Source organism: Salipiger sp. (genome assembly GCF_048261495.1).
In the GTDB taxonomy this organism is placed as follows: domain Bacteria; phylum Pseudomonadota; class Alphaproteobacteria; order Rhodobacterales; family Rhodobacteraceae; genus Salipiger.
In genome coordinates this window covers 1-25,044 of sequence record NZ_JBLXFX010000007.1, presented here as the reverse complement: position 1 = coordinate 25,044, position 25,044 = coordinate 1, and the positions used below count along the sequence as shown (strand labels likewise).

At 68.9% G+C, this 25,044-nt stretch carries 21 protein-coding genes; 15 read left to right on the top strand and 6 right to left on the bottom strand.

From position 1 onward, the window contains the following. Window positions 1-6 precede the first annotated feature (6 nt). Both ACN0RJ_RS14720 and ACN0RJ_RS14715 read right to left on the bottom strand, forming a co-directional pair. Window positions 7-960, bottom strand: a complete 954-nt coding sequence (locus ACN0RJ_RS14720) for a hydroxymethylglutaryl-CoA lyase (protein ID WP_417724736.1) — start codon at window positions 958-960, stop codon at window positions 7-9. Next, complete coding sequence (locus ACN0RJ_RS14715) at window positions 957-2,141, bottom strand: CaiB/BaiF CoA transferase family protein (protein WP_417724735.1); 1,185 nt, start codon at window positions 2,139-2,141, stop codon at window positions 957-959. The genes ACN0RJ_RS14720 and ACN0RJ_RS14715 overlap by 4 nt, the downstream gene beginning before the upstream one ends. Before the next feature lie 86 nt (window positions 2,142-2,227). Here ACN0RJ_RS14715 and ACN0RJ_RS14710 point away from each other — a divergent pair, with 86 nt between their 5' ends. From ACN0RJ_RS14710 to ACN0RJ_RS14680, 7 genes are all read left to right on the top strand, one after another. Continuing rightward, a complete protein-coding gene (locus tag ACN0RJ_RS14710; protein ID WP_417724734.1) occupies window positions 2,228-3,163 on the top strand; it encodes a LysR family transcriptional regulator in 936 nt (311 codons plus the stop codon). Between the two features lie 110 nt (window positions 3,164-3,273). Then, window positions 3,274-4,107 (top strand): helix-turn-helix domain-containing protein, encoded by an 834-nt coding sequence (locus ACN0RJ_RS14705; protein WP_417724733.1) that lies wholly within the window; start codon window positions 3,274-3,276, stop codon window positions 4,105-4,107. Further along, on the top strand, window positions 4,104-5,102 hold the full coding sequence (locus ACN0RJ_RS14700) for an ArsJ-associated glyceraldehyde-3-phosphate dehydrogenase (protein ID WP_417724732.1): 999 nt from the start codon (window positions 4,104-4,106) through the stop codon (window positions 5,100-5,102). Before ACN0RJ_RS14705 ends, ACN0RJ_RS14700 begins: the two co-directional genes overlap by 4 nt. Next, the gene (arsJ, locus tag ACN0RJ_RS14695; protein ID WP_417724731.1) at window positions 5,099-6,376 is read left to right on the top strand and encodes an organoarsenical effux MFS transporter ArsJ; all 1,278 of its coding nucleotides are present in this window, start codon (window positions 5,099-5,101) and stop codon (window positions 6,374-6,376) included. Before ACN0RJ_RS14700 ends, arsJ begins: the two co-directional genes overlap by 4 nt. Continuing rightward, the gene (arsB, locus tag ACN0RJ_RS14690) at window positions 6,373-7,392 is read left to right on the top strand and encodes an ACR3 family arsenite efflux transporter (protein WP_417722918.1); all 1,020 of its coding nucleotides are present in this window, start codon (window positions 6,373-6,375) and stop codon (window positions 7,390-7,392) included. The genes arsJ and arsB overlap by 4 nt, the downstream gene beginning before the upstream one ends. 182 nt (window positions 7,393-7,574) lie before the next feature. Further along, window positions 7,575-8,756: a GAK system CofD-like protein gene (locus ACN0RJ_RS14685; protein ID WP_417722917.1), complete on the top strand. Its 1,182-nt coding sequence runs from the start codon at window positions 7,575-7,577 to the stop codon at window positions 8,754-8,756. Window positions 8,757-8,891: 135 nt separating this feature from the next. After that, window positions 8,892-9,908 (top strand): ABC transporter ATP-binding protein, encoded by a 1,017-nt coding sequence (locus ACN0RJ_RS14680; protein WP_417724730.1) that lies wholly within the window; start codon window positions 8,892-8,894, stop codon window positions 9,906-9,908. Here ACN0RJ_RS14680 and ACN0RJ_RS14675 read toward each other — a convergent pair. Both ACN0RJ_RS14675 and ACN0RJ_RS14670 read right to left on the bottom strand, forming a co-directional pair. Further along, window positions 9,905-11,596, bottom strand: coding sequence for an ABC transporter permease (locus ACN0RJ_RS14675; RefSeq protein WP_417724729.1), 1,692 nt, complete (start codon window positions 11,594-11,596; stop codon window positions 9,905-9,907). The genes ACN0RJ_RS14680 and ACN0RJ_RS14675 overlap by 4 nt on opposite strands. Further along, window positions 11,596-12,576 (bottom strand): ABC transporter substrate-binding protein, encoded by a 981-nt coding sequence (locus tag ACN0RJ_RS14670; protein ID WP_417722914.1) that lies wholly within the window; start codon window positions 12,574-12,576, stop codon window positions 11,596-11,598. Before ACN0RJ_RS14670 ends, ACN0RJ_RS14675 begins: the two co-directional genes overlap by 1 nt. 296 nt (window positions 12,577-12,872) lie before the next feature. Here ACN0RJ_RS14670 and ACN0RJ_RS14665 point away from each other — a divergent pair, with 296 nt between their 5' ends. Continuing rightward, the gene (locus ACN0RJ_RS14665) at window positions 12,873-14,093 is read left to right on the top strand and encodes a DUF3419 family protein (protein ID WP_417724728.1); all 1,221 of its coding nucleotides are present in this window, start codon (window positions 12,873-12,875) and stop codon (window positions 14,091-14,093) included. Window positions 14,094-14,097: 4 nt separating this feature from the next. Then, the gene (locus tag ACN0RJ_RS14660; RefSeq protein ID WP_417724727.1) at window positions 14,098-14,799 is read left to right on the top strand and encodes a class I SAM-dependent methyltransferase; all 702 of its coding nucleotides are present in this window, start codon (window positions 14,098-14,100) and stop codon (window positions 14,797-14,799) included. 69 nt (window positions 14,800-14,868) lie between these two features. Here ACN0RJ_RS14660 and ACN0RJ_RS14655 read toward each other — a convergent pair whose 3' ends face one another. Both ACN0RJ_RS14655 and ACN0RJ_RS14650 read right to left on the bottom strand, forming a co-directional pair. Further along, on the bottom strand, window positions 14,869-15,066 hold the full coding sequence (locus ACN0RJ_RS14655; RefSeq protein ID WP_417722911.1) for a hypothetical protein: 198 nt from the start codon (window positions 15,064-15,066) through the stop codon (window positions 14,869-14,871). Window positions 15,067-15,233: 167 nt separating this feature from the next. Beyond that, complete coding sequence (locus tag ACN0RJ_RS14650) at window positions 15,234-17,795, bottom strand: GcvT family protein (protein ID WP_417724726.1); 2,562 nt, start codon at window positions 17,793-17,795, stop codon at window positions 15,234-15,236. Window positions 17,796-18,211: 416 nt separating this feature from the next. On the opposite strand from ACN0RJ_RS14650, the gene ACN0RJ_RS14645 reads away from it, so the two are divergent. From ACN0RJ_RS14645 to ACN0RJ_RS14620, 6 genes are all read left to right on the top strand, one after another. Further along, the gene (locus tag ACN0RJ_RS14645) at window positions 18,212-19,309 is read left to right on the top strand and encodes a GlxA family transcriptional regulator (protein ID WP_417724725.1); all 1,098 of its coding nucleotides are present in this window, start codon (window positions 18,212-18,214) and stop codon (window positions 19,307-19,309) included. A 137-nt stretch (window positions 19,310-19,446) separates the two neighbouring features. Beyond that, window positions 19,447-20,700: a sarcosine oxidase subunit beta family protein gene (locus ACN0RJ_RS14640; protein WP_417724724.1), complete on the top strand. Its 1,254-nt coding sequence runs from the start codon at window positions 19,447-19,449 to the stop codon at window positions 20,698-20,700. A 19-nt stretch (window positions 20,701-20,719) separates the two neighbouring features. Then, on the top strand, window positions 20,720-21,022 hold the full coding sequence (locus ACN0RJ_RS14635; protein WP_417724723.1) for a sarcosine oxidase subunit delta: 303 nt from the start codon (window positions 20,720-20,722) through the stop codon (window positions 21,020-21,022). Beyond that, window positions 21,019-24,006, top strand: a complete 2,988-nt coding sequence (locus ACN0RJ_RS14630) for a sarcosine oxidase subunit alpha (RefSeq protein ID WP_417724722.1) — start codon at window positions 21,019-21,021, stop codon at window positions 24,004-24,006. Before ACN0RJ_RS14635 ends, ACN0RJ_RS14630 begins: the two co-directional genes overlap by 4 nt. A gap of 13 nt (window positions 24,007-24,019) precedes the next feature. Beyond that, entirely contained in the window at window positions 24,020-24,574 is a 555-nt protein-coding gene (locus ACN0RJ_RS14625) for a sarcosine oxidase subunit gamma (RefSeq protein WP_417724721.1), read from the top strand. An 84-nt stretch (window positions 24,575-24,658) separates the two neighbouring features. After that, window positions 24,659-25,044: ACT domain-containing protein (locus ACN0RJ_RS14620; protein WP_417724720.1), on the top strand; the 386-nt coding region annotated here is incomplete at its 3' end.

Genomic DNA, 25,044 nt, shown 5'->3' with positions numbered 1-25,044 from the left:
GGTCGGTCAGTCCGCTCCCACGGCCTCCCATTTCGTGTTTTCCGGCGGGCCCGCGCGGTGCAGGGCGCCGTGGAACTCCTCCCCGGGCATCGCCTCCTCCGCGATGCTCCGGGCCTCCTTCAGCCCGCCGAGGTCGATCCCGGTCGGGAACCCCATGGACTCGGCCATGAAGACGACATCCTCGAAGACCACGTTGCCGGTGGCCCCGGGGGCGAACGGGCAGCCGCCCAGCCCGCCGAGCGAAGCGTCGATGACGCGGGCGCCGTTGTCCAGCGCCGCAGCGGCATTGGCGATGCCCATGCCGCGGGTGTCGTGCAGGTGGATGATGAACGGCCGGTCGCCGCAGAGCCTGTCCAGCCGGGCGCAAAGCGCGCCGACCGCCTTCGGTCCGGCATAGCCCACGGTGTCGGCGATCCCCACGATGTCCGCCCCGGCGTCGAGGCAGGCCCCGGCCAGCCGCACCACTTCCTCGGGGTCCACCTCGCCGGAGATCGAGCAGCCGAAGGCCATCGCGATTCCCGCGTTCACCAGCTTCTCGGGGGCGGCGGCATCGCGCAGCGCCGCGACCCTGCCGACCAGCGCCACCGCATCCGCGCGCGAGCGGCGCATGTTGGCCTCGCTGTGCGCTTCGGTGGCCGAGACCACGCAGACCATTTCCCGGATCTCCGTCGCCAGCGCGGCATCCGCGCCCCGCTCGTTCAGCGTCAGTCCGGCGGAATGCAGATCCAGCCGCGCCGCGACCGCGATCATCGCGTCGATATCGGCAAACTGCGGAAACCGGGCGGCGGGCAGGAAGGAGCCGATCTCGAAGTGGCGCACACCGGCGGCGCCTTCGCGCCCGAGCCAGGCGATCTTGGCGGCGGTCGCGGGCAGGGCCCTGGCCAGTTGCAGACCGTCGCGCAGCCCGACCTCGCGCAGCGTGATGCGGTCGGCCGGGTAGACCTCCGTCAGCCGCGTCATGCCGGCATCTCCATCCCGCTGGCGCGGGCGATGTCCTCGTCCGAGAGGCCCGCGGCCGACAGCACGGCGCGGGTATGCGCACCGATGGCCGCGATGTCGAGTCCGTCGCCGCACAGCGGTTTGTCGTCGATCTCGAAGGGCATGGCGGGCGCGCGATAGGTCGTCCCCTCGGGCAGGGTCGAGGTAAAGAGCCCGCCCGCGCGGTTGACGTGCGGATCGTCGTACATCTCGGCCGGGCGGTGGATCGGCGAGAACGGGATGCCCGCAGGTTCGAACGCCTGCAGCAGCTCGTCGAAGGCGCGGGCGCGCACCGCCTCGGCCACGATCGGGATGGTTCGGTCGCGGGCCTCGATCTGGTCCATGCGCTTTTGCAGGCCCGGATCGTCGCGCAGGCTCTCCAGCCCGAGGATGTTGCAGAGCGTCACCCACTGGCCCTCGGTCACCGCGCCGATGAAGATCTGGCGGCCGTCCGAGGTTTCGAAGATGTCGTAGACCGGCCAGGAGAATTCCCGTTCCGGCATCGGCGGCGCCTCGCGGCCCTCGATGTCGAACTGAACCATGTGCTGCGCCACGAGGAACAGGCAATTCTCGAACAGCCCGGTGCGCAGCACGTGGCCCTTGCCGTCCTTGCCGCGTTCCAGCAGGGCCGCAAGCACCGCGAAGGCGCCGAAGAGCCCGCCCATGATGTCGTTGGCGGAGGAGCCGATGCGCAGCGGGCGCCCGGTCGGCCCTGTCATGTAGGCCATGCCCGTCATCATCTGCACCACCTCGTCCATGGCGGTGCGGTTCTCGTAGGGGCCCTTGAGGAACCCCTTGAGCGAGGACACGATGAGACGCGGATAGCGTGCCCTCAGCACCTCCGGCGCAAAGCCCATCCCGGCAAGCGACTGGTCGCGGAAATTCTCGACGAAGACATCCGCCGTCTCCAGCAGACGGTGCAGCGCGTCCCGCCCGGCGTCGGACTTGAGGTCGAGCGTGATGCTCTTCTTGCCCCGGTTGAAGGTCGGGTAGAAGCCCCGCCCCATGCCGGTCAGCGCGCGGGTCTTGTCCCCCTCGGGCGGCTCGACCTTGATGACCTCGGCCCCGAGCATTCCCAGGAACATCCCGCAGGACGGCCCCATGATCATGTGCGTCATCTCGACGACGCGCAGTCCTGCCAGCGGCCTGATGTCGGTTGTCATGAAACGGTCCTCCCGACTCGGACCATAGCCAAAGCACTGGCGACTGAATATTATAGTGTTTCGACGAAACCGTTCTGGATTCAAGAATGCTCGACACCCGACAGCTCCAATACTTCGCCGCGATCTACGAGCAGGGATCGCTGGCGCGGGCCTCCGGCCAGCTGCGCATCGCGGCCTCCGCGCTCAGCCATCACCTTTCGCAGCTCGAGGCGCGGTTCGGCGCGCCGTTGTTCCGCCGCAAGCCGCGGGGGATGGAGCCGACGGCGGCGGGGCACAGGCTCTACGAGCACGCGCGCTCCATCCTGCGCGCCGTTTCCGCGGCCGAAACGGACATGTCCGACACGGCGGGCGCGATTTCGGGGCCGGTGTCGGTGGGCATGTCCTATTCCGCCGTCAAGGCCATCGGTGTCGCCTTCATCGCCCGGGTGGTGCGGGATTTCCCGAAGGTGAAGCTGATCCTGACCGAAAGCCTGTCCGGCGCCGCCCTGCCGCACCTGCTGGCCTCGGACGTGGACATGGCGCTGATCTACAATCCGCCGACGGATCCGATGTTCCAGTCCGAACCCGTGCTCGAGGAAAAGATGGTCTGTGTCGGCCGCCCCGAGATCATCGGGGACACCGAGGAGCCGATCACCTTTGCGGATCTGCTGGACCTGCCGATCATCCTTCTGCGCCAGGGCGTGTCGGCCCGCGCGATCATGGACGACGTGACGCTGCTGAAAAAGATCGAGGCCAAGGCGAATCTCCAGATGAACTCCGTGCAGGCCATCGCCGGCTCGATCGAGGCCGGGCTGGGCTGCGTCATCGGAACCCGGCTGTTCATGCAGGACCAGCTCGAACGCCGGACGGTCAAGGCCCGGCCCATCGTCGGTCCGGAATTGTCCCGGACGCTGCACATCTGCCGTCTCGCCTCGCGCCCGCCGACCTTTGCCTCCGAAGCGATCCGGGACGTGCTGCTCGACCTCGTGCGCGAGGCGGTGCGCTCCGGCATGTGGGAGGCGCAGCTCGTCGCCCGGTCCTGATCCCGGCGGGCTTGCGCATCCGGCAAAGGGCGGCGCGGCCGCCGTCCGTCATGAAAATTTCATCGGATCTTCACTTGCTCGGATTCCAATATTTCATTAATACGTGAAATATGGAAAAAGAGATTCCCGATCAACTGACCACCCTCGGCCACCCGCAGCGGCTGGCGGTCTTCCGGCTGCTGATGCGGCGCTTTCCCGACCGCGTTCCGGCGGGAGAGCTGGCCAGCGCGCTGGCGATCAAGGCCAGCACCATGTCCACCTATCTCGCCGCGCTGTCCCGCGCCGATCTGGTGACGCAGGAGCGGGCAGGGACGTCGCTTCTCTATTCGATCAACATGACGACGGCGCAACGGATGTTCGGTTACCTGTTCAACGATTGCTGCCGGGGTCGCCCCGAACTCTGCATGACCCACAGCACAGGAACGGCTGACATGTCCGACCGCAAGTATCAGGTTCTTTTCATCTGCGTCGGGAATTCCGCGCGCTCGATCTTTGCCGAATCCCTCCTGCGCAGGATCGCGGGCGACCGGTTCACCGTGCATTCCGCCGGCACGCGGCCGGGAACGCAGCTCAACCCCTTTGCCGTGCAGGTGCTGAAGGACAAGGGGCACGACATCTCGGTCCTGCGCTCCAAGGACCTGTCGGAATTCACCGGGCCCGATGCGCCGCGGTTCGACTTCGTGTTCACCGTCTGCAACCAGGCCGCGAACGAGGAATGCCCGGCGATGGACGGCCAGCCGGTCAGCGGCCACTGGGGCATGCCCGACCCGGTCAAGGCCGAAGGGTCGGACGCCGAAAAGGCGCTGGCCTTCCAGCAGGCCTACGGTGCGCTCAAGCATCGCATCGAGGCCTTCGCCGCGCTGCCGCTCGAAAGCCTCGACCGCATCGCGCTGCAGGGCGCGGTGGACGATATCGGGCGCATCGGACCGGAGGTGTCCGCATGACCACCTACGCGCTGAACGGCCTGGGCCGGATGGGCAAGCTTGCGCTGAAACCGCTGCTCGACAGCGGCGCGAGGATCGCCTGGATCAACGATGCGGTCGGCGATCCCGCGATGCATGCGCACCTGCTGGAATTCGACACGGTCCACGGCCGGTGGGAGGCGGACTTTGCCCATGACGCCGGGGGCATCGCCATCGACGGCACCCGCCTGCCGTTCATCGGTGCCGCGAAGATTGCCGACCTGCCGTTCGACGGGGTGGACGTGGTGATCGACTGCACCGGCGTGTTCAAGACCGAGGCCCGCATCGCCCCCTATTTCGAGGCGGGCGTGAAAAAGGTCGTGGTCTCGGCCCCGGTGAAGGACGGCAATGCCGCCAACATCGTCTACGGCGTCAACCACGCGACCTACGATCCCGCCGCGCACCGGATCGTCACCGCGGCCTCCTGCACGACGAACTGCCTCGCGCCCGTGGTCAAGGTCGTTCACGAGACCTTCGGCATCCGCCACGGTTCGATCACCACGATCCATGACGTGACCAACACCCAGACCATCGTCGACCGCCCGGCAAAGGATCTGCGCCGCGCCCGGTCGGCGCTGAATTCTCTGATCCCGACGAGCACCGGCTCGGCCACGGCGATCACGCTCATCTACCCGGATCTCAAGGGCCGCCTGAACGGCCATGCCGTGCGCGTGCCCCTGCTCAATGCCTCGCTGACCGACTGCGTCTTCGAACTCGAGCGCGAAACCACCGTCGAAGAGGTCAACGCCGCCTTCGAAGCGGCCGCGAACGGGGCGCTGAAGGGCATCCTCGGCTACGAGACCCGTCCGCTGGTCTCGGCCGACTACACCAACGATCCGCGCTCCGCGATCGTCGACGCGCCCTCGACGATGGTGGTGAACGGCACGCAGCTCAAGGTCTATGCCTGGTACGACAACGAATGGGGATATGCCAACCGGCTGGTGGACGTGGCCCTGATGGTCGGAGCGTCACTGTGAGCAACGCCTGCCCGGAGAGGCCCGAAGGCCTGTCGGCCTATGTCGCGGTGACGGCGGCCTACTGGGCCTTCATGCTGACCGACGGCGCGCTGCGGATGCTGGTTCTGCTGCATTTCCACACGCTCGGGTTCAGCCCGGTGCAGCTTGCCTATCTCTTCGTGCTCTACGAAGTGGCGGGGATGATCACCAACCTTGCCGCCGGCTGGGTCGCGGCGCGGTACGGGCTGACCTCGACGCTCTATGCCGGGCTCGGGTTGCAGGTGGTGGCGCTGGTCGCGCTGGCGCAGCTCGATCCCGGCTGGAGCATCGCGGTCTCGGTCGCCTTCGTCATGTGCGTGCAGGGCCTGTCCGGCGTGGCCAAGGATCTGGCCAAGATGTCCTCGAAATCGGCGGTGAAACTGCTCGCCCCTTCGGGCGATGGCGGGCTGTTTCGCTGGGTCGCGGTTCTGACGGGTTCGAAGAACGCCGTGAAGGGTCTGGGCTTCCTGCTCGGTGCCGCACTGCTGGCGGTGCTTGGCTTCGACTGGGCCGTGCTGGGCATGGCCATCGTCCTCGGCGTGATCCTCGTCGCGGTCGTGCTGTTCATGCCTTCGGGTCTGCCCAAGGGCAAGAAGGGCACCAGGTTTTCCGAGGTCTTCTCGAAATCCGCCAACGTCAACTGGCTGTCGGCGGCGCGCGTCTTTCTGTTCGGGGCGCGCGACGTCTGGTTCGTGGTCGGCATCCCCATCTACTTCCACGCGGTGCTGGGCGACGGAACCGAGGCGGGCAACCGCGCGGCGTTCTTCATGATAGGCACCTTCATGGCGGTCTGGGTCATCCTCTACGGCATGGTGCAGGCCGCCGCGCCCGGCATCCTGCGCGCCGTCCGCCGCCCCGAGGCCGAGCTGATCCGCGCGGCGCGCGGCTGGGCCGCGGCGCTGTTCGTGGTGCCGGCGGTGCTGACGCTGGCGGTGGCGCTGTCGCCCGCGCCGCACCCCTGGCTGACGGCGACGCTGGTCGCGGGGCTGCTGGTCTTCGGCGCGGTCTTCGCGGTGAACTCCTCGCTGCACTCCTATCTCATCCTCGCCTTCTCGAAATCCGAACGGGTGACGATGGACGTGGGGTTCTACTACATGGCCAACGCGGGGGGGCGGCTGCTCGGGACGGTGCTGTCCGGCCTGACCTATCAGCTCGGCGGGCTGACGCTGGTCATGGCCACGGCGGCGGTGATGGTCCTGCTGGCGGCGCTCACCTCGGGACGGCTGAACGATCGCACGGACGAGGTGACCGCATGACCATCTTCGAACGCTACCTGACCCTGTGGGTCGGGCTTGCCATGATTGCCGGCGTGCTGATCGGGCAGGGGGCGCCCTGGCTGGTGCAGGCCGTCGCCGCGACCGAGGTGGCCAGCGTCAACCTCGTGGTGGCCGTCCTGATCTGGGCGATGGTCTACCCGATGATGGTCGGCGTGGATTTCACCGCCGTCGCCGGGGTCGCGCGGCAACCGCGCGGGCTGATCGTGACGCTGGTGGTCAACTGGCTGGTCAAGCCCTTCACCATGGCGCTGCTCGCCGTTCTGTTCTTCGACCATGTCTTCGCGCCGCTGATCGCGCCCGAGGACGCGGCGCAATACACCGCCGGCCTGATCCTGCTCGGCGCGGCCCCCTGCACGGCGATGGTCTTCGTCTGGTCGCAACTGGCGCGGGGAGACGCGACCTACACCCTCGTGCAGGTGTCGGTGAACGACCTCGTCATGGTGGTGGCCTTCGCGCCCATCGTCGCCTTCCTGCTGGGGGTGACGGATCTCACCGTCCCGTGGCAGACGCTGGTCCTCGCGACGGTGCTCTACGTCGTCCTGCCGCTGGCCGCCGGGCTGGCGACGCGCCGCAGGCTCGGCTCCGACGCCGCGATCGAGGCCTTCTCGGCCCGGGTGAAGCCGTGGTCGGTGGTCGGCCTGATCGCGACGGTCGCGATCCTCTTCGGGCTGCAGGGCGACACGATCCTCGCCGAACCGACGGTCATCCTGCTCATTGCCGTGCCCATCCTTCTGCAGAGCTACGGCATCTTCGCACTGGCCTACGGCGCGGCCTACGCGCTCGGAGTGCCGCACCGGATCGCCGCTCCCTGCGCGCTGATCGGCACGTCGAACTTCTTCGAACTGGCGGTCGCCGTGGCCATCAGCCTGTTCGGCCTGAACTCCGGCGCGGCGCTGGCCACGGTGGTCGGCGTGCTGGTCGAAGTGCCGGTGATGCTCACGCTCGTGGCATTCGCCAACCGCACCCGCGCGCGGTTTCCGGGGACCGCCGCCTGAGACGGGGCCCCGCGCGCCCCGCACGGGCCGGGCGGGGCGCTGCGCGCTTGACAGGGGCGGGCGCGGTAGGTCCCCTGCGGGGAACGACGCCGGCCGTCGCAGGCCGCGGCTTCATGCTTCGGAAACCTTGGCAGGTCTAAAGCGGTTCCACGCCGCCGCACATTGAAAACGGACTTTCCTCCATGCCCGATATCCGGATCGAGCGCGACATCCGCCTTCCCGACGCCCTCAGGGTCGCCCGTGCGCGCAGCGCGCCCCATCTCGGGCCCCGGGTGCTGTTCTTCAGCGGCGGCAGCGCGCTCAACGGCATCGCGCGCCAGCTCAAGACCCATACCTTCAACTCGGTCCACCTCATCACGCCCTTCGACAGCGGCGGCAGTTCGCAGATCCTGCGCGAAGCCTTCGACATGCCGGCGGTGGGCGATCTGCGCAGCCGCCTCATGGCGCTTGCCGACGAGACGGTGCTCGGCCAGCCCGACATCTTCGCGCTGTTCAGTCACCGCCTGTCGCGGACCGACCCGCCCGAGGTACTGCGCGCCGAGGTGGCGGCGATGGTCGACGGCAACCACCCGCTGATCGCGGCGATCTCCAAGCCGATGCGCAGGCTGATCCGCGCCTTTCTGGAGAGTTTCGCCGCCGCCGTGCCGGAGGATTTCGACTACCGCAACGCCAGCATCGGCAATCTCATCCTGGCGGGGGGCTACCTCGGGAACGGCCGCGAGCTCGACCCCGTGCTGTTCCTGATGTCCAAGATGGTCGATGTGCGCGGAACGGTCCGCGCCGTGGTGGATCAGACCCTGCAGCTCGGTGCGGAACTGGCCGACGGGCGGCGGGTCATCGGCCAGCGCCGCCTCAGCGGCAAGGAGGTCGCCCCGATCGACAGCCCGATCCGCCGCCTGTTCCTGAGCGACGGCACGGCGGAACTGCCGCCGTCGCAGGTCGTCCTGCCCAAGCGCAACCGCAAGCTCATCGCGCAATCGGACGTGATCTGCTATCCGCCCGGCAGTCTCTACACCAGTGTCGTGGCGAACCTGCTGCCCGCCGGTGTCGGACGCGCGGTGGCGGCGCGGCGCGTGCCCAAGGTCTACCTGCCGAGCCTCGGACAGGACCCCGAGGCGCTCGGCCATGCGCTGGCCGACCAGGTCGCCGCGCTGCTGGCGCCGATGGCGGGCGACCTCGGGCGCAGGATCGCGCCCACACGGTTCGTCTCGCACGTGCTCTGCGACCGTTCCGTCCCGGAAGAGGCCTGCGCCGGGGTCACCGCGAGGTTCGGCATTCCCTGCCGCCGGCTGGCGCTGCGCCAGGCCGGGCAGGACCGCTACGATCCCCGCAGGGTGGCCGAAGTGCTGGTGTCGCTCGGCTAGGGCCGCGGCCTGACCGCCGTCCGCCGCCGACCGGGAACGGCGCGGCAATCCGGTCGCTTGAATCGGGCCGGGCGACGTCGGAGAAGGGGGCGAACCGCAGAGAATCCCCCGAGTCCGAACGCCGGAGCTACCCCGATGAGCCTTGACGTCCGATCCCTGGCCAAGACCTTCGGCGATCATGCCGCCATCGACGACGTGAGTTTCTCCGTCCCGGACAACGCCTTCTGCTGCATCGTCGGCCCGTCCGGCTGCGGCAAGAGCACGCTGCTGCGCCTCGTCGCCGGGCTCGAGACGCCGGACCGGGGGCAGATCGTCCTCGACGGCACGACGGTCGCCGATGCCGGTCTCTTCGTCCCGCCCGAAGCGCGGCAGGTCGGCGTGGTGTTTCAGTCCTACGCGCTCTGGCCGCACATGACGGTGCAGCAGAACGTCGCCTTCCCCTACGAGGCCAAGGGTGCCTCGCGGTCCGAGGCGATGCGCCGCGCGGCGGAACACCTGCACACCGTCGCGCTTCGGGACCATGCCGACCGGCGGCCCGAAGCCCTGTCCGGCGGTCAGCGCCAGCGCGTCGCGCTGGCCCGCAGCCTCGCGGGCGGGGCGCGGACCATCCTGATGGACGAACCGCTTGCCAATCTCGACCCGCACCTGCGCGGCGCGATGGAGGCCGAACTGCGCGCCTTTCACGACCGCACCGGGGTGACCACGCTCTACATCACCCACGACCAGCGCGAGGCGATGGCGTTGGCCGACGTGATGGCGGTGATGGATGCGGGCCGCATCCTGCAGATCGCCCCCCCGCGCGAGATCTACGAACGCCCCGCCTCGGCAAAGGTGGCGCGTTTTGTCGGGCGCGGCGCGCTGATCCCGGCGATGGTCGACGGCGGACAGGCACGCATCGGCGGTGTGCGGGTGCCGGTCGACGGCACCGCCGACGGCCTCCGCCCGGTCCTCGTCCGGCCCGAGAACGTGACGGCAAGCGACGCGGGCCTGCCGGCGAGGGTCCTGTCGGTCCACTATCGCGGCGGCAGTTGGGAGGTCGCGGCAGCGGCGGAGGGTCTCGAAGAGCCCCTCCTGCTGGACCTGCGCCGGCCGGTCCGCAGGGGCGAGGCGCTGCATCTCGCCATCACCGGCGGCTGGGTCCTGCCGGGCTAGATCCGCCAGGGCACCACGCCCGCCGGCAGCCCGCGCCCGAACCGGTCGAGCAGCGCCATCAGCAGCACCGTGACCACGACCGTGACCGCCGCCATCGCCGAGGCGAGGGTGGTGTAGCCGCCGTCCTCGTAGTTGAAGATAGTCGTGCCGATGGTCTCGTGCCCGCTCGACCACAGCAGGGCCGAAACCGTCACCTCGTTGTAGGCGGTCAGGAACACCAGGATGGCGCCCGAGGCCGCCGCCGGGGCGATCAGCGGCAGCGAGATGCGCAGCATGCGCCGCGCCACCCCGGCGCCCGAGACCTGCGCGGCCTCGTCCAGCGCCGGGTCGAGCTGGAGGTAGGCGGAACTCACCGGCTTCAGCGCGACGGAGAAGAAGGCGCAGAGATAGGCCAGCAGGATGATCCAGAGCGTGTTGTAGAGCGACAGGCCGAGGATCGGCAGCGGCCTGATGAAGGCGAGGATGAAGGCGACCGAGATCACCAGGCCGGGAATGGCGTAGGTCATTTCCCCCAGCATCGCGATGCCCTTGCCGATGCGGCGCAGGCGGCGGTCGCGGGCGGCGACATAGCGCGCGACGAGCACCGCCATCGCGGCGAGCGTCACCGCCGACAGTGCCGCGATCAGTGTCGAATTGGCAAAGGCGCGCAGGGTGGCGGACTGCCGCAGGAGGATCTCGGCGAAATTGTCCAGGGTGATCGTGGCGGCCGAGAGGCTCACGCCGTAGGTCGGCACCAGCGCCGAGGTCACGAGCGCGGTCATCGGCAGCACCAGCGTTGCGAGGATCGCCAGCGCCATCGCCGCCTCGACCCAGGGCCGGGCACGGCCCAGACGGATGTCGAGCGGCGGCTGCGGCGGTCCGATCAGCGCGTTGCGGCGGCGCGAGGCAAGCCACATCTGAAGCACGACCGCCGCGATCGCGACCAGCGCCACCAGCATGGCGATCACCGCCATGTCGGACAGAACCGAGGGCCCGAAACTGGCCAGCCGCTGCCAGATCAGCACCGGCAGCGTCGTGTAGCGCGCCGGTATCCCCAGCAGCGCCGGGATGCCGAAATTGCCGAGCGCCGAAACCATCGCCAGCGCGTAGCCCGCGATCAGCGTCGGCGCGAGCAGCGGCAGGATGACCCGTCGCAGCATCCGCGCCGGTCCGGCGCCCGAAACGCGGGCGGCGTCCGACATCTCTCGCGGGAGACTGCGCAGCGCGGCCAGGACCAGGAGAAAGACAAGCGGCGCATGCTGGATGCCCAGCAGCAGGATCACGCCTTCGCGCGAATAAAGCGGGTGGGTGCTGCCGAGCGGCGGCGCCAGCCCGAGCGATTGCAGCAGCGGCGAGGACGGCCCCAGCGCCTGAATCCAGGCAATCGCCGTCACGTGCGGCGGGATCATCATCGGCACGAGCAGCAGAAAGGTGAAGGCGCCCTTGCGCCGCACATCCGTGAGCCCGAGCACGAGCGCCGCCAGCGTGCCGCCGACCAGCGCCAGCGCGGCCGACAGAAGCGCGCTTTCCACCGAATTCTTCAGTGCCCTCATGACCGGTCCGCTTGTCAGCGTGTCGAGCACGGGGTCGAGCCCGTCACCGAGGCCGACCTTGACCAGCAGGCCCAGCGGATAGGCAAGCAGCAGGAGGCAGAGGCAGGAAAGGGCGACGAGGGGGACCCCCTCGGCGCCCCGCAGGAGGCCGCGCATCAGCCGCCGAAGATCTCGACGAAGTGCATCTTGTTGGCCTCGTCCTCGGCCAGCGCCCGCGCCGGGTCGAAATCGAGCAGCCGGATCTCGTCCAGCGGCGGGAAGCCGGCGGGCGGGGTAACGCCGGGATGGGCGGGCAGGTAGCCCATGTCGGCGGCCAGTTCCTGGCCTTCGACCGAGACGAGGAAGTCGACAAAGGCCCGTGCCGCGTCCGGGTTCCTAGCGGTGGACAGGATCGCCACCGGCTCGGTCACCGCGCTCACGCCTTCCTCGGGAAAGACGAAGGCGACGGGCGCGCCCTCGGCCTTGCCGCGGATCGGCAGGAAGTCGACCATGAAACCATAGAGCTTCTCTCCGCCCGCGATCGCCTTGTAGGTGCCGCCGTTGCCGCCCTGCGGATTGCTGCCCTGCGCGGCGAGCCCCTCGTAATAGGCCCAGCCGAGCGCGGGATCGGCGGTGATCGCCGCCATGTGGATCGTGGCCGCGCCGGAGGTCAGCGGCGACGGCATGGCGAGCATGTCCTTCATTTCCGGCTGCAGAAGGTCCTTGTACGAGGTCGGGACCATCGGCGCGTTGGTGTTGTACATGATGCCGGTGGTGATGAGCTTGGTCGAGAAATACTGCCCGTCCGCATCCATCAGCGAGGGGTCGTAGGCCGACACGTCGGCCCCGGTGTAGGGCATCAGCCGGCCTTCGGCCTTCAACCCCTCCATCGTGACCATGTCGGCGATCAGCAGCACGTCCGGCTGCGGGGCGCCCGCCTCGAATTCGGCGCGCAGCTTGGCCATGACCTTGGTGGTGCCTTCGCGGAACCATTCGACCTCGACATCCGGGTACAGGGCGACGAAGGCGTCGACCGTCTGCTGGGCGTCGGCATTGGGTTGCGAGGTATAGAGCACGAGCTTGCCCGAGGGCTCCGCCGCGAGAGCGACGGTCGACAGCATCAGGGCGGCGGTGGCGCCTGCGAGAGTTCTGAGCATGGTGGTCCCCATTTGTTCGGATGCGACCCCGCTAGCCCCGGTTCATGACAAGCCCGTGTCATCCCGCGCACCTCGCGTCGATTTCCGCGCGCGACGGCCGGGGGCGGCGCGGCAATGGTCATGAATTCTATGCAAGACCGTCACGCTGCTGAAACACCCGCGGCGCTAGAGCAGCCGGACCGGAACCGCGGACCATGCGGGCAGCGGGCGGGCAGGGTGCGGGACCGGACCGTGCCCGGCCCCGTGGCCGCGCCGGGCCGACGGGATCAACGCAACCGGGTCGAACGGGAACAGCCATGAGCGACACGACGAACGCGACAATCGGAGAAGCGGTTCACCAGAACCGGTCGCTGTCGCTCGACACCCTGATGGATCACGCCTTTGCCCGGCTGTTCCGGGGGCTGGTCTATGCGCAGATCTGGGAGGACCCGGTCTGCGACATGCGGGCGCTGGCGCTCGGCCCTGATGACGACGTGGTCTGCATCGCCTCCGGCGGTTGCAACGTCATGTCCTACCTGACGGCCTCTCCGCGCTCCGTGACCGCCGTGGACCTGTCGCCCTGGCATGTGGAGCTGAACCGGCTCAAGCTGGCGGCGGCGCGTCATCTGCCCGATCACGCGGCGTTCTATTCCCTGTTCGGCCATGCGGACCGGACCGGGAACGTCGCGCTGATCGACCGCCATATCCTGCCGCAGCTCGACCCGGCCGCGCGCGCCTTCTGGAACGGGCGCGAGGGGATGCGCAGCCGCAAGTCCCGCTTTGCCCGCGGGTTTCACCGGTTCGGCGTGCTCGGGACCTTTCTCGGGACGCTGCATCTTGTCGCGCGCCTCGGCGGTGTCGATCCGGGCAAGCTGCTCGAAGCCCGGACCCCGGAAGAGCAATGCGCCTTCTTCGATGCCGAGATCGCGCCGCTCTACCGCTCGCCGGTGATCCGCTTCCTCGCGCGGCGGCCCGCGGCGCTGTTCGGCCTCGGCATTCCGCCCGCCCAGCACCAGAAGCTTGCCGCGGATGCGGATGGCGATATCGTGCGGGTGCTCGAACAGCGCACGCGCAAGCTGTTCTGCGATTTCCCCGTCGACCGGAACTATTTTGCCTGGCAGGCGGCAAGCCGCCGCTACCGCGCGGACGGGCTCGGGCCGGTGCCGCCCTACCTCGAGGCCGCGCATTTCGACGCGGTGCGTGCCGGGGCAGGGCGGGTCACGGTCCTGAATCGCGCGGTGACGGATGTTCTGGCCGACCTGCCCGCCGGGTCGCGATCGGTCTACGTGCTGCTGGATGCGCAGGACTGGATGACGGATGCGCAGCTTTCCGCGCTCTGGCAGGAGATCACCCGCACCGCCCGGCCCGGCGCGCGCGTGCTGTTCCGCACCGGCGGCGCCGCGGACATCCTGCCCGGCCGCATTCCCGGCGCGCTGCTCGACCAGTGGATCTACGACCCCGTCGCATCGGCCCGCGCCTTTGCCGAGGACCGCTCGGCGATCTACGGCGGCGTGCATCTCTACCGCCGGAAGGGCTGAGATCATGGCGACTCCGGCGGACCACGGGCGCCTGATGGACGAGGTCTACCGCCATCAGCGGCTGGTCTACGACATCACGCGGAAATACTACCTGCTGGGGCGGGATCACCTGATCGCGCACATGGAGATCCGGCCGGGGCAGTCGGTTCTCGAAATCGCCTGCGGCACGGGGCGCAACCTGTCGGTGATCCGCGCCCGTCACCCGGGCGCGCGGCTGTTCGGTCTCGACATTTCGGAAGAGATGCTGCTCAGCGCGCGGCGCAAGCTGGGGACGACGGTGGGCCTCGCGCGGGCGGATGCCCGCGCCTTCGATCCGGGCGCGCTCTTCGGCGAGGCGGCGTTCGACCACATCCTGTTTTCCTACAGCCTGTCGATGATCCCGGACTGGCAGGGGGCGCTGGACGAAGCGCTGCGCCACCTAGCCCCGGGCGGCACGCTGCATGTCGTGGATTTCGGCGACCAGTCCGGCCTGCCGCGCTGGTTCGGCCGCGCCCTGCGGGCCTGGCTGGCGCGCTTCCATGTCACGCCGCGCGACATCCTTCCCGGAACGCTCGACGCCCTCGCGGCGGGGGGCGGCACCCTGCACCGGCAGAGCCTTTACCGAGGCTATGCCACCTATGCGCGGCTGGTGCCGGGCAGAACAGGCAGGGCGCCGCAACGGGCCGCTCCGCCGTCGCGGGGCAGGGCTCCGTCCGTCGCGGTCTGAGTCCCCGCCCTGCGGGCCATGCCGAATCCCGAACGCCGCCGGGCCGGGCGGCGCGGCGGCGCATCGCGCCTAGGCCGCGTGGTCCTGCGCCAGCGTGTCGGCGGGATACAGGCCCCGAATCTCTTCGGCCCCGGCCCAGTCGCGCCAGAGTTCCGCGAATTCGCAGGCGTCCTCCCGGCGGCTGAAACGCACCTTTCCCAGGACGTCATCGCCCTCTGACAGGCGCGTGACGAGGTAGCCCCCGTTTTCCGGCGACACGACGATCATGATTCAGGCTCCTTCTGCTCGGCCAGCGTCCACCTAGCCATGTCTCGTGAAGGAATGAAGACAGAATCCGACCTTTCGATGCGGTTGGCAGCTTCCCGCCTCCGGGGCGGGGGTGTCGGCCCCGGCGGAGCGCCCCCGCCGGTGCCGGATTTGCCGGCCCGCAGCCCTCAGCTGCGCGGCTTGAGGTTCTGCGGATCGTAGAGCGGCGCATAGCCGACGCCCGCGACCTCCACCGGGAAGGGTTCGTCGAAATAGGTCACCTGAAGCTTGCGCCCCACCTCGCAATAGTCCCGCGGCAGATAGGCCAGCATGATGTTGCGGCCGATGCTCGGTCCGAAGGCCTGGGACGAGGTGTAGGAGCGGCGGCCTTCGCTGTCGACCAGAACGGCGCCGGTGTCCGGGTCGATCACCGGCATGGTGTTCACCGGGTAGCGGGCAACGCCCCGGCTGTCGACATTGTCGGTCATCACCAGCGTGCAGAGCATGGCGGGCTGATGCGCGCGGGCGCGGTATTCGAGGTGCTTCTCCTTGCCGCAGAAATCGGCCTCCTTGACCTTCGGGCGGGCAAGGTCGGCTTCCAGCAGATTGTACTGGGTGTGCAGGTCGGCGTTCTGCAGGCGCAGGGATTTCTCCAGCCGGCGCGAGTTGGCGTAGGTTTCGACCCCCATCGCCATGACCCCGGTTTCGCGCAGCGCGTCCCAGACGGCGAGGCCGTCCTCGTAGGCCATGTGCAGCTCCCAGCCCTGTTCCCCGACATAGGAGATGCGGAAGGCGGTGACCGTCCTGCCCGCGATCCCGATCGGCTTGATGGCCGCGAAGGGAAAATTCTCGAGATCCAGCCCCTCGGGATCGGCCACCACCTTCTTCAGCGTCTCGCGGGCGTTCGGCCCCCAGATGCCGATGGTGACGAAGGCCTCGGTCACGTCGGTGATCGTGACGTCGAGCCCGCGATCCCGCGCGGTGCGCTTCATGTATTCCAGGTCGCGCGGACCGGCGTCGGCGCCGTTCACCAGACGGCAGCGGTCGGCCATGCGGAACACGGTGAAGTCGGCGCGCACCATGCCCTCGGCGTCGAGCATGTGGGTGTAGATGCCCTTGCCGATGTTCGCCTCGCCGCCGATCTTCGCCGCGCAGAGCCATTCCATCAGGGCCTCGTGATCGGGGCCCGCGATATCGGTCATGTGGAAGTGCGACAGGTTGATGATGGCGCAATCGGCGCTCATCTCCAACTGTTCGGCGTTCGACACGCGCCAGAAGTGGCGGCTGTCCCATTCGTCCTCGCGCACCGGCACGCGGTCGGCGTATTTCTCCAGCAGGTGCTCGTTCGCGGCATAGCCGTGGGCGCGCTCCCAGCCGCCCAGCTCCATGAAATAGCCGCCCAGTTCGACCTCGCGCGCGTGAAATGGCGAGCGGCGGATGCCGCGCCCCGAGCCGAAGGGCTCGCGCGGATGCACCGGCGGGTTGTAGATCTTGGCGGCGGTCTCCTCGCAGCGGCCCCGGATGAACGCCTCGTCGAGCTGGAAGTCCTGGAACCGCGCATAGTCGATCCGGTTGTGGTCGATATGGGTGCGCCCGTCGGTCATCCAGTCGGCGATGAGCTTGCCCATCCCGGGGCCGTCCTTGACCCAGATCGCAACGGCATACCAGAGCCCGCGCAGCTTGCGGCTTTCGCCCATCGAGGGCCCGCCGTCGGTGGTGGTCTGCAACAGCCCGTTGAACGAATGGCTCTCGTTGAACCCCAGCTCGGCGAGGATCGGCGTAAGCTCCATCGCGCGTTCCAGCGGCTCGATCACGTCGTCGAGCACGAGGTCGCGCTGCGAGGGCGACAGGCGCGACTGGTGCTTTTCGAGAAGATCGCGCGGATGCACCATCCGCACGTCCTTTTCGTAGTAATAGCCCCATTCCATCTGCCCGCCCTCGGCGGTCCTGGGGTCGCCCGTATCGCGCATGTAGGCCGAGTTGCCCTGGTCGCGCAGCAGCGGACGGCCGATTTCGAGGCCGGTGCCCGCAAAGGCGTCATAGGGGCCGAAGAAGGTGAGCGGGTGATCGACCGGCATGACCGGCAGGTCCTCGCCCGCCATGTCGGCGATCAGGCGGCCCCAGAGACCGGCGCAGACCACCACGTGATCGGCCATGATCGTCCCGCGCGAGGTCTTCACGCCCTTGATGCGGCCGTCTTCCGAGATCAGTTCGAGCGCCGGAGTATTGGCAAAGGCCCTCAGCTTTCCGGTCTTCTCTGCCGCATCGACCAGCTTGCCCGCCACGGTCTGCGAGCGCGGAATGACCAGGCCCGCGTCCGGGTCCCACATGGCGCCCTGGATCTGGTCCTCTTCCAGCAGCGGGAATTTTTCCTTGGCCTCGGCGGGCGAGATCATCCGCACGCGGGTGCCGAAGGCGCGGCCGGAATCGCAGCGCCGTTTCAGTTCCTGCATCCGCGCGTCATCCCCGACCCGCGCCACCTCGAGTCCGCCGATCCGCGAGTAGTGGCCCATCTTCTCGTAGAAATCGACCGAGTACATCGTGGTCCAGGTGCTCAGCAGATCGTGGCTGGTGCAGTAGCAGAAGTCCGAGGCATGGCCGGTCGAGCCGATGTCGGTGGGAATGGCGGATTTGTCGATGCCGACGATGTCGTCCCAGCCGCGCTCGATCAGGTGATGCGCGACCGAGGCACCGACGATGCCGCCGAGACCGACGATGACGACTTTGGCGCGTTCAGGAAACGAGGACATGGGTGATTCCGTTTGTTCGGGGTGTTCGGGGTGCAGAGTACTCGGGGACCGGGGGGACACTACGGCCCAACCGGCATTCGCCGGGCGGAAAACGACCGCCTGCCGGTCGCAGGGGGGCGTCCGCCCCGGGCCGGGCACGGCGCGGGCGGTTTCGCGTCATGGTCGCGCCGGGGCCGGTTCGGTCTGGCGTCATGGCTCTTTCCTCGTGGCTCGCCGTCCCGTTCGGAGCGGCCGTCGTTCTTGCGGGGCAGGACAGGCGCGACGCCCGGCCCCGCGCGTTGTCGGGGCATTCCTGCCCGCGCGCCCGACCCGCTGCGGGCAGGATCGTTGATTATGTCGCACCCGAAGCAGGCACTTCGCTACGCAGTGTGGCCTGTTCCGGCCCGTCCCGAACAGAACGATTGCGTCAGGGTGGCATGATGGCTACGACAGTGCGTCAGGATTTCCGCGAACCCCCGGAGGAGCCGATGCAGCCTGACCCCCGTTCGACCGGAACCCCGGCCCGACCCGCCCGTCCGCACGCCCTGAGACCGCGGCCCGCCGGGGGGGCGCGGCTGTCGGTCGGCTTCATCCTTGCCAAGCGCTTCACCCTCTGCGCCTTCGCGAATTTCGTCGACGTGCTGCGCCTGGCGGCGGACGAAGGCGACCGGAGCCGCCCGATCCTGTGCAACTGGACCGTGTTGTCCGACACGATGGACGCCGTCGAATCGAGCTGCGGAATCACCGTGCAGCCCAAGGAACGGCTGGGCGATCCGACGCGGTTCGACTACATCGTCGTGGTCGGCGGCCTGATGGACGAGATGCCGGGCCTCGGGGCGCCCTACGTGCGGTTCCTCGAACGCGCCGCCGCCGGGGGCGTGCCCCTCGCCGGGGTCTGCACCGGGGCCTTCATGCTGCATCAGGCGGGGCTGCTGGACGGCTACCGCTGCTGCGTGAGCTGGTTCCACCATGCGGATTTCCTGGAGCAGTTCGAAGGGCTTACCCCCGTCACAGACCAGATCTTCGTGGTCGACGGCGACCGGCTGACCTGTTCGGGCGGGGCGAGTTCGGCGCATCTGGCGGCCTATCTCGTCGACAAGCACGTGGGGCGCGCGCAGGCCAGCAAGAGCCTGCACATCATGATCATCGACGAGGCGCTTCAGGCCGAGAAACCGCAGCCGGGGATCACGCTCGATTTCAGGACGCGCGACCCCATCGTGCTGCGCACCCTGCTGCTGATGCAGCAGAACATCGACACGCCGCTTTCGGTGACCGAGATCGCCCGCCGGATCGGGCACAGCAAGCGCCGGATCGAACGGCATTTCCGCGCGGCGATCGACATTTCTCCGCAAGCGGCGTTTCTCAGGATCCGCCTGTCGCTGGCCCATCACCTTCTCGAAACCACGGACAAGTCGGTGGCGCAGATCGCGGTGGATTGCGGCTTCTGCGATTCCTCGCATCTCGGCCGGATGTTCCGGCGCAGTTTCGGCCTGACCCCCAACGCGATGCGCGCAGGCGCCCCGGCCGAGGTCTGAGCAGGCGGAGATGCCGGGCCCGGCGGCGGCCCGGCGGGCTTGGCGCAAATCTCCGATCCGCGCGTCGCAAATGTTCAATGAGGCCCCCGCAAGGACCGCTACGAAACGCGGACCACCTTATTGCGGAGGGCACGCCCATGACGCGTTTCAACGCCTTCAACCTTCTCCGGAACGCGCTGAGCGGTCACGGAGGCTGGACCGAACAATGGCCCGACAGCCAGCCCCGGGCCGAGTATGACGTGGTCATCGTCGGCGCAGGCGGGCACGGTCTCGGCACGGCCTACTACCTTGCCAAGGAGCACGGCATCACCAATGTCGCGGTGATCGACAAGGGCTGGCTCGGCGGCGGCAACACCGGGCGCAACACCACCATCATCCGCTCGAACTACCTCTACGACGAAAGCGCGCGGCTCTACGATCATTCGGTGGATCTCTGGGAAAACCTGAGCCGGGAGCTGAACTACAACGTCATGTACTCGCGCCGCGGCGTGCTGATGCTGGCGCACAACGTCCACGACGTGCAGAGCTTTTCGCGCCACATCCACGCCAACCGGCTGAACGGCGTCGACAACCGCTGGCTCACCGCCGAGGAGTGCAAGGCCTACTGCCCGCCGCTCGACATCTCGAAGACCGCCCGCTACCCGGTGATGGGCGGCGCGCTGCAGGAACGGGCAGGGACGGCCCGCCACGATGCGGTGGCCTGGGGCTATGCGCGCGGGGCGGCGGCGCGCGGCGTCGACATCATCCAGAACTGCCCGGTGACGGCGATCCGCCGCCATGCCGACGGATCGGTCGCCGGGGTCGAGACGGCGCGCGGCTTCATCAAGGCGAAGAAGGTCGCGGTCTCCGCCGCCGGTCACACCTCGGTCGTGATGGAGACGGCGGGCGTCCGCCTGCCGCTCGAAAGCTACCCGCTGCAGGCACTGGTCTCCGAGCCGGTCAAGCCGATCTTTCCCTGCGTGGTCATGTCCAATGCGGTGCACGCCTACATCAGCCAGTCCGACAAGGGCGAGCTGGTGATCGGCTCGGGCACCGACCAGTACACCAGCTATTCCCAGCGCGGCGGGCTTCCCCTGATCGAGCATACCATCGCCGCGATCACCGAGATCTTTCCGATCTTCAACCGCATGCGGATGCTGCGGAAATGGGGCGGAATCGTCGACGTGACGCCGGACCGCTCGGCAATCATCTCCAAGACCCCGGTGCAGGGGCTCTACGTCAACTGCGGCTGGGGCACCGGCGGGTTCAAGGCGACGCCGGGCGCGGCGCACACCTTTGCCTGGACCGTGGCGAAGGACGCGCCGCACCCGATCAACGCGCCCTTCACGCTGGAGCGTTTCCGCACCGGCCGCCTGATCGACGAGGCCGCCGCCGCGGCCGTCGCGCACTGAACGCCGGGAGGACGAGACGATGCTGCTGATCCACTGCCCCCATTGCGACGAAACCCTGCCCGAGGCCGAATTCACCTATGCCGGGCAGGCGCATGTCATCCGCCCCGGCAACCCGTCGGACCAAACTGACGAACAGTGGGAAGAATTCCTGTTCCTGCGCGCCAACCCCAAGGGGCCGCATTACGAACGCTGGCGGCATTTCCACGGCTGCGGGCGCTTCTTCAACGCCGTGCGGGACACCGTGACGGATCGGTTCCTGACCACCTACAGGGCGGGCGCCCCGCGTCCCGACCTCTCCAGCCTGACGGAGCGTCTGAAATGAGCCAGTACCGCGTATCGGGCAGGGGCCGCGTCGACACCGCGCGCCCGGTGAGCTTCACCTTCGACGGCCGCCGCTACACCGGCGCGCAGGGCGACACGGTCGCCTCGGCGCTGCTGGCCAACGGCGTGCACCTGATGGGCCGGTCGTTCAAGTACCACCGCCCGCGCGGCCCCGTCGCCGCCGGGTCCGAGGAGCCGAACGCGCTGATCGGCACCCGCCGCGGCGCAGGCCGGTTCGAGCCCAATACCCGCGCCACCGTGCAGGAGATCCGGCCGGGTCTGGAGACCACCTCGCAGAACAGGTATCCGAGCCTGAAGTGGGACATCGGCGCGGTGACCGATGCCGCCTACATGCTGTTCTCGGCCGGGTTCTACTACAAGACCTTCATGTGGCCCAAGAGCTTCTGGCACAGGGTCTACGAGCCCTTCATCCGCGCCGCCGCCGGTCTGGGGGTGAGCCCGACCGAGGCGGACCCGGATACCTACGCCTCGCGCTACCTGCATTGCGACGTGCTGGTCGTCGGCGCGGGCCCGACCGGGCTCGCCGCCGCGCGGGCCGCTGCCGTGGACGGGCTGAGGGTCGTCCTCGTGGACGAGAACGCCGAAGCGGGCGGCACGCTGCTGTCCGAGCCGCAGGCGGTCATCGACGGCAAGCCGGCGTGGGACTGGCTGGCCTCGGAACTGGCCGCGCTGAAGGCGGCGGGCGTCAGGGTGATGACCCGCACCACCGCCATCGGCTACTACCACCAGAACATGATCGGCCTCTGCGAGAAGCTGACCGATCACCTGGCCGAGCTGCCCGCCGACACTCCGCGCGAACGCCTGTGGAGGGTCCGCGCGCGGCAGGTCGTGCTGGCGCAGGGCGCGCTGGAAAAGCCGCTGGTGTTCCACGGCAACGACCGCCCCGGCGTGATGCTGGCGGGGTCGGGGCAGACCTTCCTCAACCGCTACGGCGTGCTGGTGGGCAAGCGCCCGGTGGTGCTGACCTCGCATGACTCGGCCTGGTACGCGGCCTTCGACCTGCACGATGCCGGCGCCAAGGTTCAGGCCATCGTCGACACCCGCCCCGGCGTGCACGAGGCGCTGATCTCCGGCGCCCGGACGCGGGGCATTCCGGTGAGGCTGTCGCACACCGCGACCGCCACCTCGGGCCGGTTGCGGGTGTCCTCGATCCGGGTCAACCCGGTGACGGGCGGCACCGTGGGCCGGGCCGAGACCCTCGGCTGCGACGCGGTGCTGATGTCTGGCGGCTGGACACCCTCGCTGCACCTCTTCTCGCACACCCGGGGCACGCTGGCCTGGAACGACGACCTGACCACCTTCCTGCCCGGCGACACGCCGGAGGACTGCGTGATCGCGGGGGCGAGCCGGGGTCTCTGGGGCATCGGAGCGGCATTGAAGGACGGCGCGGAGAAGGGCGCGGAGGTGGCTGCCGCGCTCGGCAAGACCGCGACGCCAGCCTCCCTCAGCGTCGCCAACGACCGCACCGGCACCGGCGTCTCGCACAAGGAACTGCCGACGGACCTGTCCGCCGGCAAGGCCAAGGCCTTTGTCGACTACCAGAACGACGTGACCGCGAAGGACCTGCGCCTCGCCGTGCGCGAGGGCATGCGCTCCATCGAGCACGTCAAGCGCTACACCACCAACGGCATGGCGACCGACCAGGGCAAGATGTCGAACATCAACGGGTTGAACATCGCCGCCGACGCGCTTGGCAAGGCGCCGCCGCAGGTGGGCCTGACCACCTTCCGGCCGCCCTACACGCCGACCTCCTTCGGGGCCTTCGCGGGCTACCACAGGGGCAGCCATTTCGAGGTCACCCGCAAGACGCAGATCGACGGCTGGGCCGCCGAGAACGGCGCGGTGTTCGAGCCGGTCGGCCAGTGGCGCCGGGCGTGGTACTTCCCCAGGGCGGGAGAGGACATGACCACGGCGGTGCGCCGCGAATGCGTGGCGACGCGCGCCTCGGTCGGCATCTTCGACGCCTCGACCCTCGGCAAGATCGAGGTGGTGGGGCCGGACGCGGTCGCGTTCATGAACCGCATGTACACCAACCCCTGGACCATGCTGGGCGTGGGCCGCTGCCGCTACGGCCTGCTGCTGGGCGATGACGGCTTCATCCGCGACGACGGCGTGATCGGGCGGCTTGGTCCGGACCGCTTCCATGTCACCACCACGACGGGCGGCGCGGCGCGGGTGCTGAACATGATGGAGGACTACCTCCAGACCGAATGGCCCGACCTGAACGTCTGGCTGACCTCGACCACCGAGCAATGGTCGACCATCGCCCTGAACGGCCCCGATGCCGCGAAGCTGCTGCAGCCGCTGACCGACGTGACGCTGACCGACGAGGCCTTCCCGCACATGTCCTGCGTGGAGTGCAACGTGGCCGGGATGCCCGCGCGGCTGTTCCGGGTCAGCTTCACCGGCGAGATCGGCTTCGAGGTCAACGTGCCCGCCCCGATGGGCCGCAAGCTCTGGGAAGTGCTCTGGGAGGCCGGCCAGCCCTACGGCATCACCGCCTACGGCACCGAGACGATGCACGTCCTGCGCGCCGAGAAGGGCTTCATCATCGTCGGCCAGGAGACCGACGGCACCGTCACCCCGCAGGATTGCGGGATGGAGTGGGCCATCGGCAAGAAGAAGCCCGACTTCGTCGGCAAGCGCGGTCTCGCCCGTCCGGACCTGTCCCTGCCGACGCGCAAGCAGCTTGTCGGCCTGCTGACCGAGGACCGCTCGAAGCTGGAGGAGGGCGCGCAGATCGTCTTCGATCCCGCGCAGCCGCTGCCGATGACCATGCGCGGGCATGTGACCTCGTCCTATCACTCGGACGCGGCGGGCCGGCCCATCGCGCTGGCGCTGGTCGAGGGCGGGCACGCGAGGCTGGGCGAGACGGTCCACATCCCGATGCCCGGCGGCACCATCGCGGCGAAGATCGCGCCGACGGTCTTCGTCGATCCCGAAAACACCCGTCTGAAGATCTGAACCGGAGGCGACGATGACCGCAGCCCATTTTTCCTTCACCGCCGGAACCCTGGTCGACAGTGCCCCGGCGCGTGTCTCCATGGCCGCGCCCTGCGGGCGGCTGTCGCTGCGCGCCCGTGGCGACCTCGCGCCGCTCGGCGCGGCGCTGGGCACGGACCTGCCCGGACGGATCGGCCGCCGCGCCGGGTCCGGCGACACCGGCATCCTCTGCCTCGGCCCCGACGAATGGGCGATCCGCCTGCCCGAGGCGCGATTGGCCGAGGTCGAGGTCGCCTTTGCCGGGGTCTACGCCAGCCATCCGCACAGCCTCGTCGATGTTTCGGGGGCCGAGGTGACCTTTGTCGTCGAAGGCCCCCGCGCGGCCGAGCTTCTGACCCTCGGCTGCCCTCGTGATATCGATACCATCGCGCCGGGGGAGGGCCGCCGCACCGTCTTCGACGGGGCTACGGTGATCCTGTGGCGGGACGCCGCGACGCGCTTCCGGCTCGACGTCCGGCACAGCTTTGCGCCGCATCTCTTCGCACTACTCGACACCGGTTGCCGCGAACTGGCCGCCGAACCGCGCTGACCCCGCAAGGGGCCGCGCGTGAAACCCGCCGCCAGGCAGGCGCCCCCCCGCCGCATCGACGATTTCACGAAAGGTCCGACCGCCATGTCCCCGATGATCCTGACCGTCTCCTGCCCCGTCCGACCGGGCATCGTCGCCGCCATTTCGAGCCATCTCGCCGAGCGGGGCTGCAACATCCTCGACAGCTCGCAATTCTCGGATCTGGACAACGACCGCTTCTTCATGCGGCTCACCTTCCGCAGCGAGGCCGGGCAGGACTGCGCCGCGCCGGGTGACGGCTTTGCCGAGACCGCGACGCGGTTCGGCATGGACTACGCCTTTCACCAGCCGTCGGGGAAGATGAAGGTCGTCATCATGGTCTCGCGCTTCGGGCATTGCCTCAACGATCTGCTCTACCGCTGGCGCATCGGGGCGCTGCCGATCGACATCGTGGCGGTGATCTCGAACCACATGGACTACCAGAAGGTCGT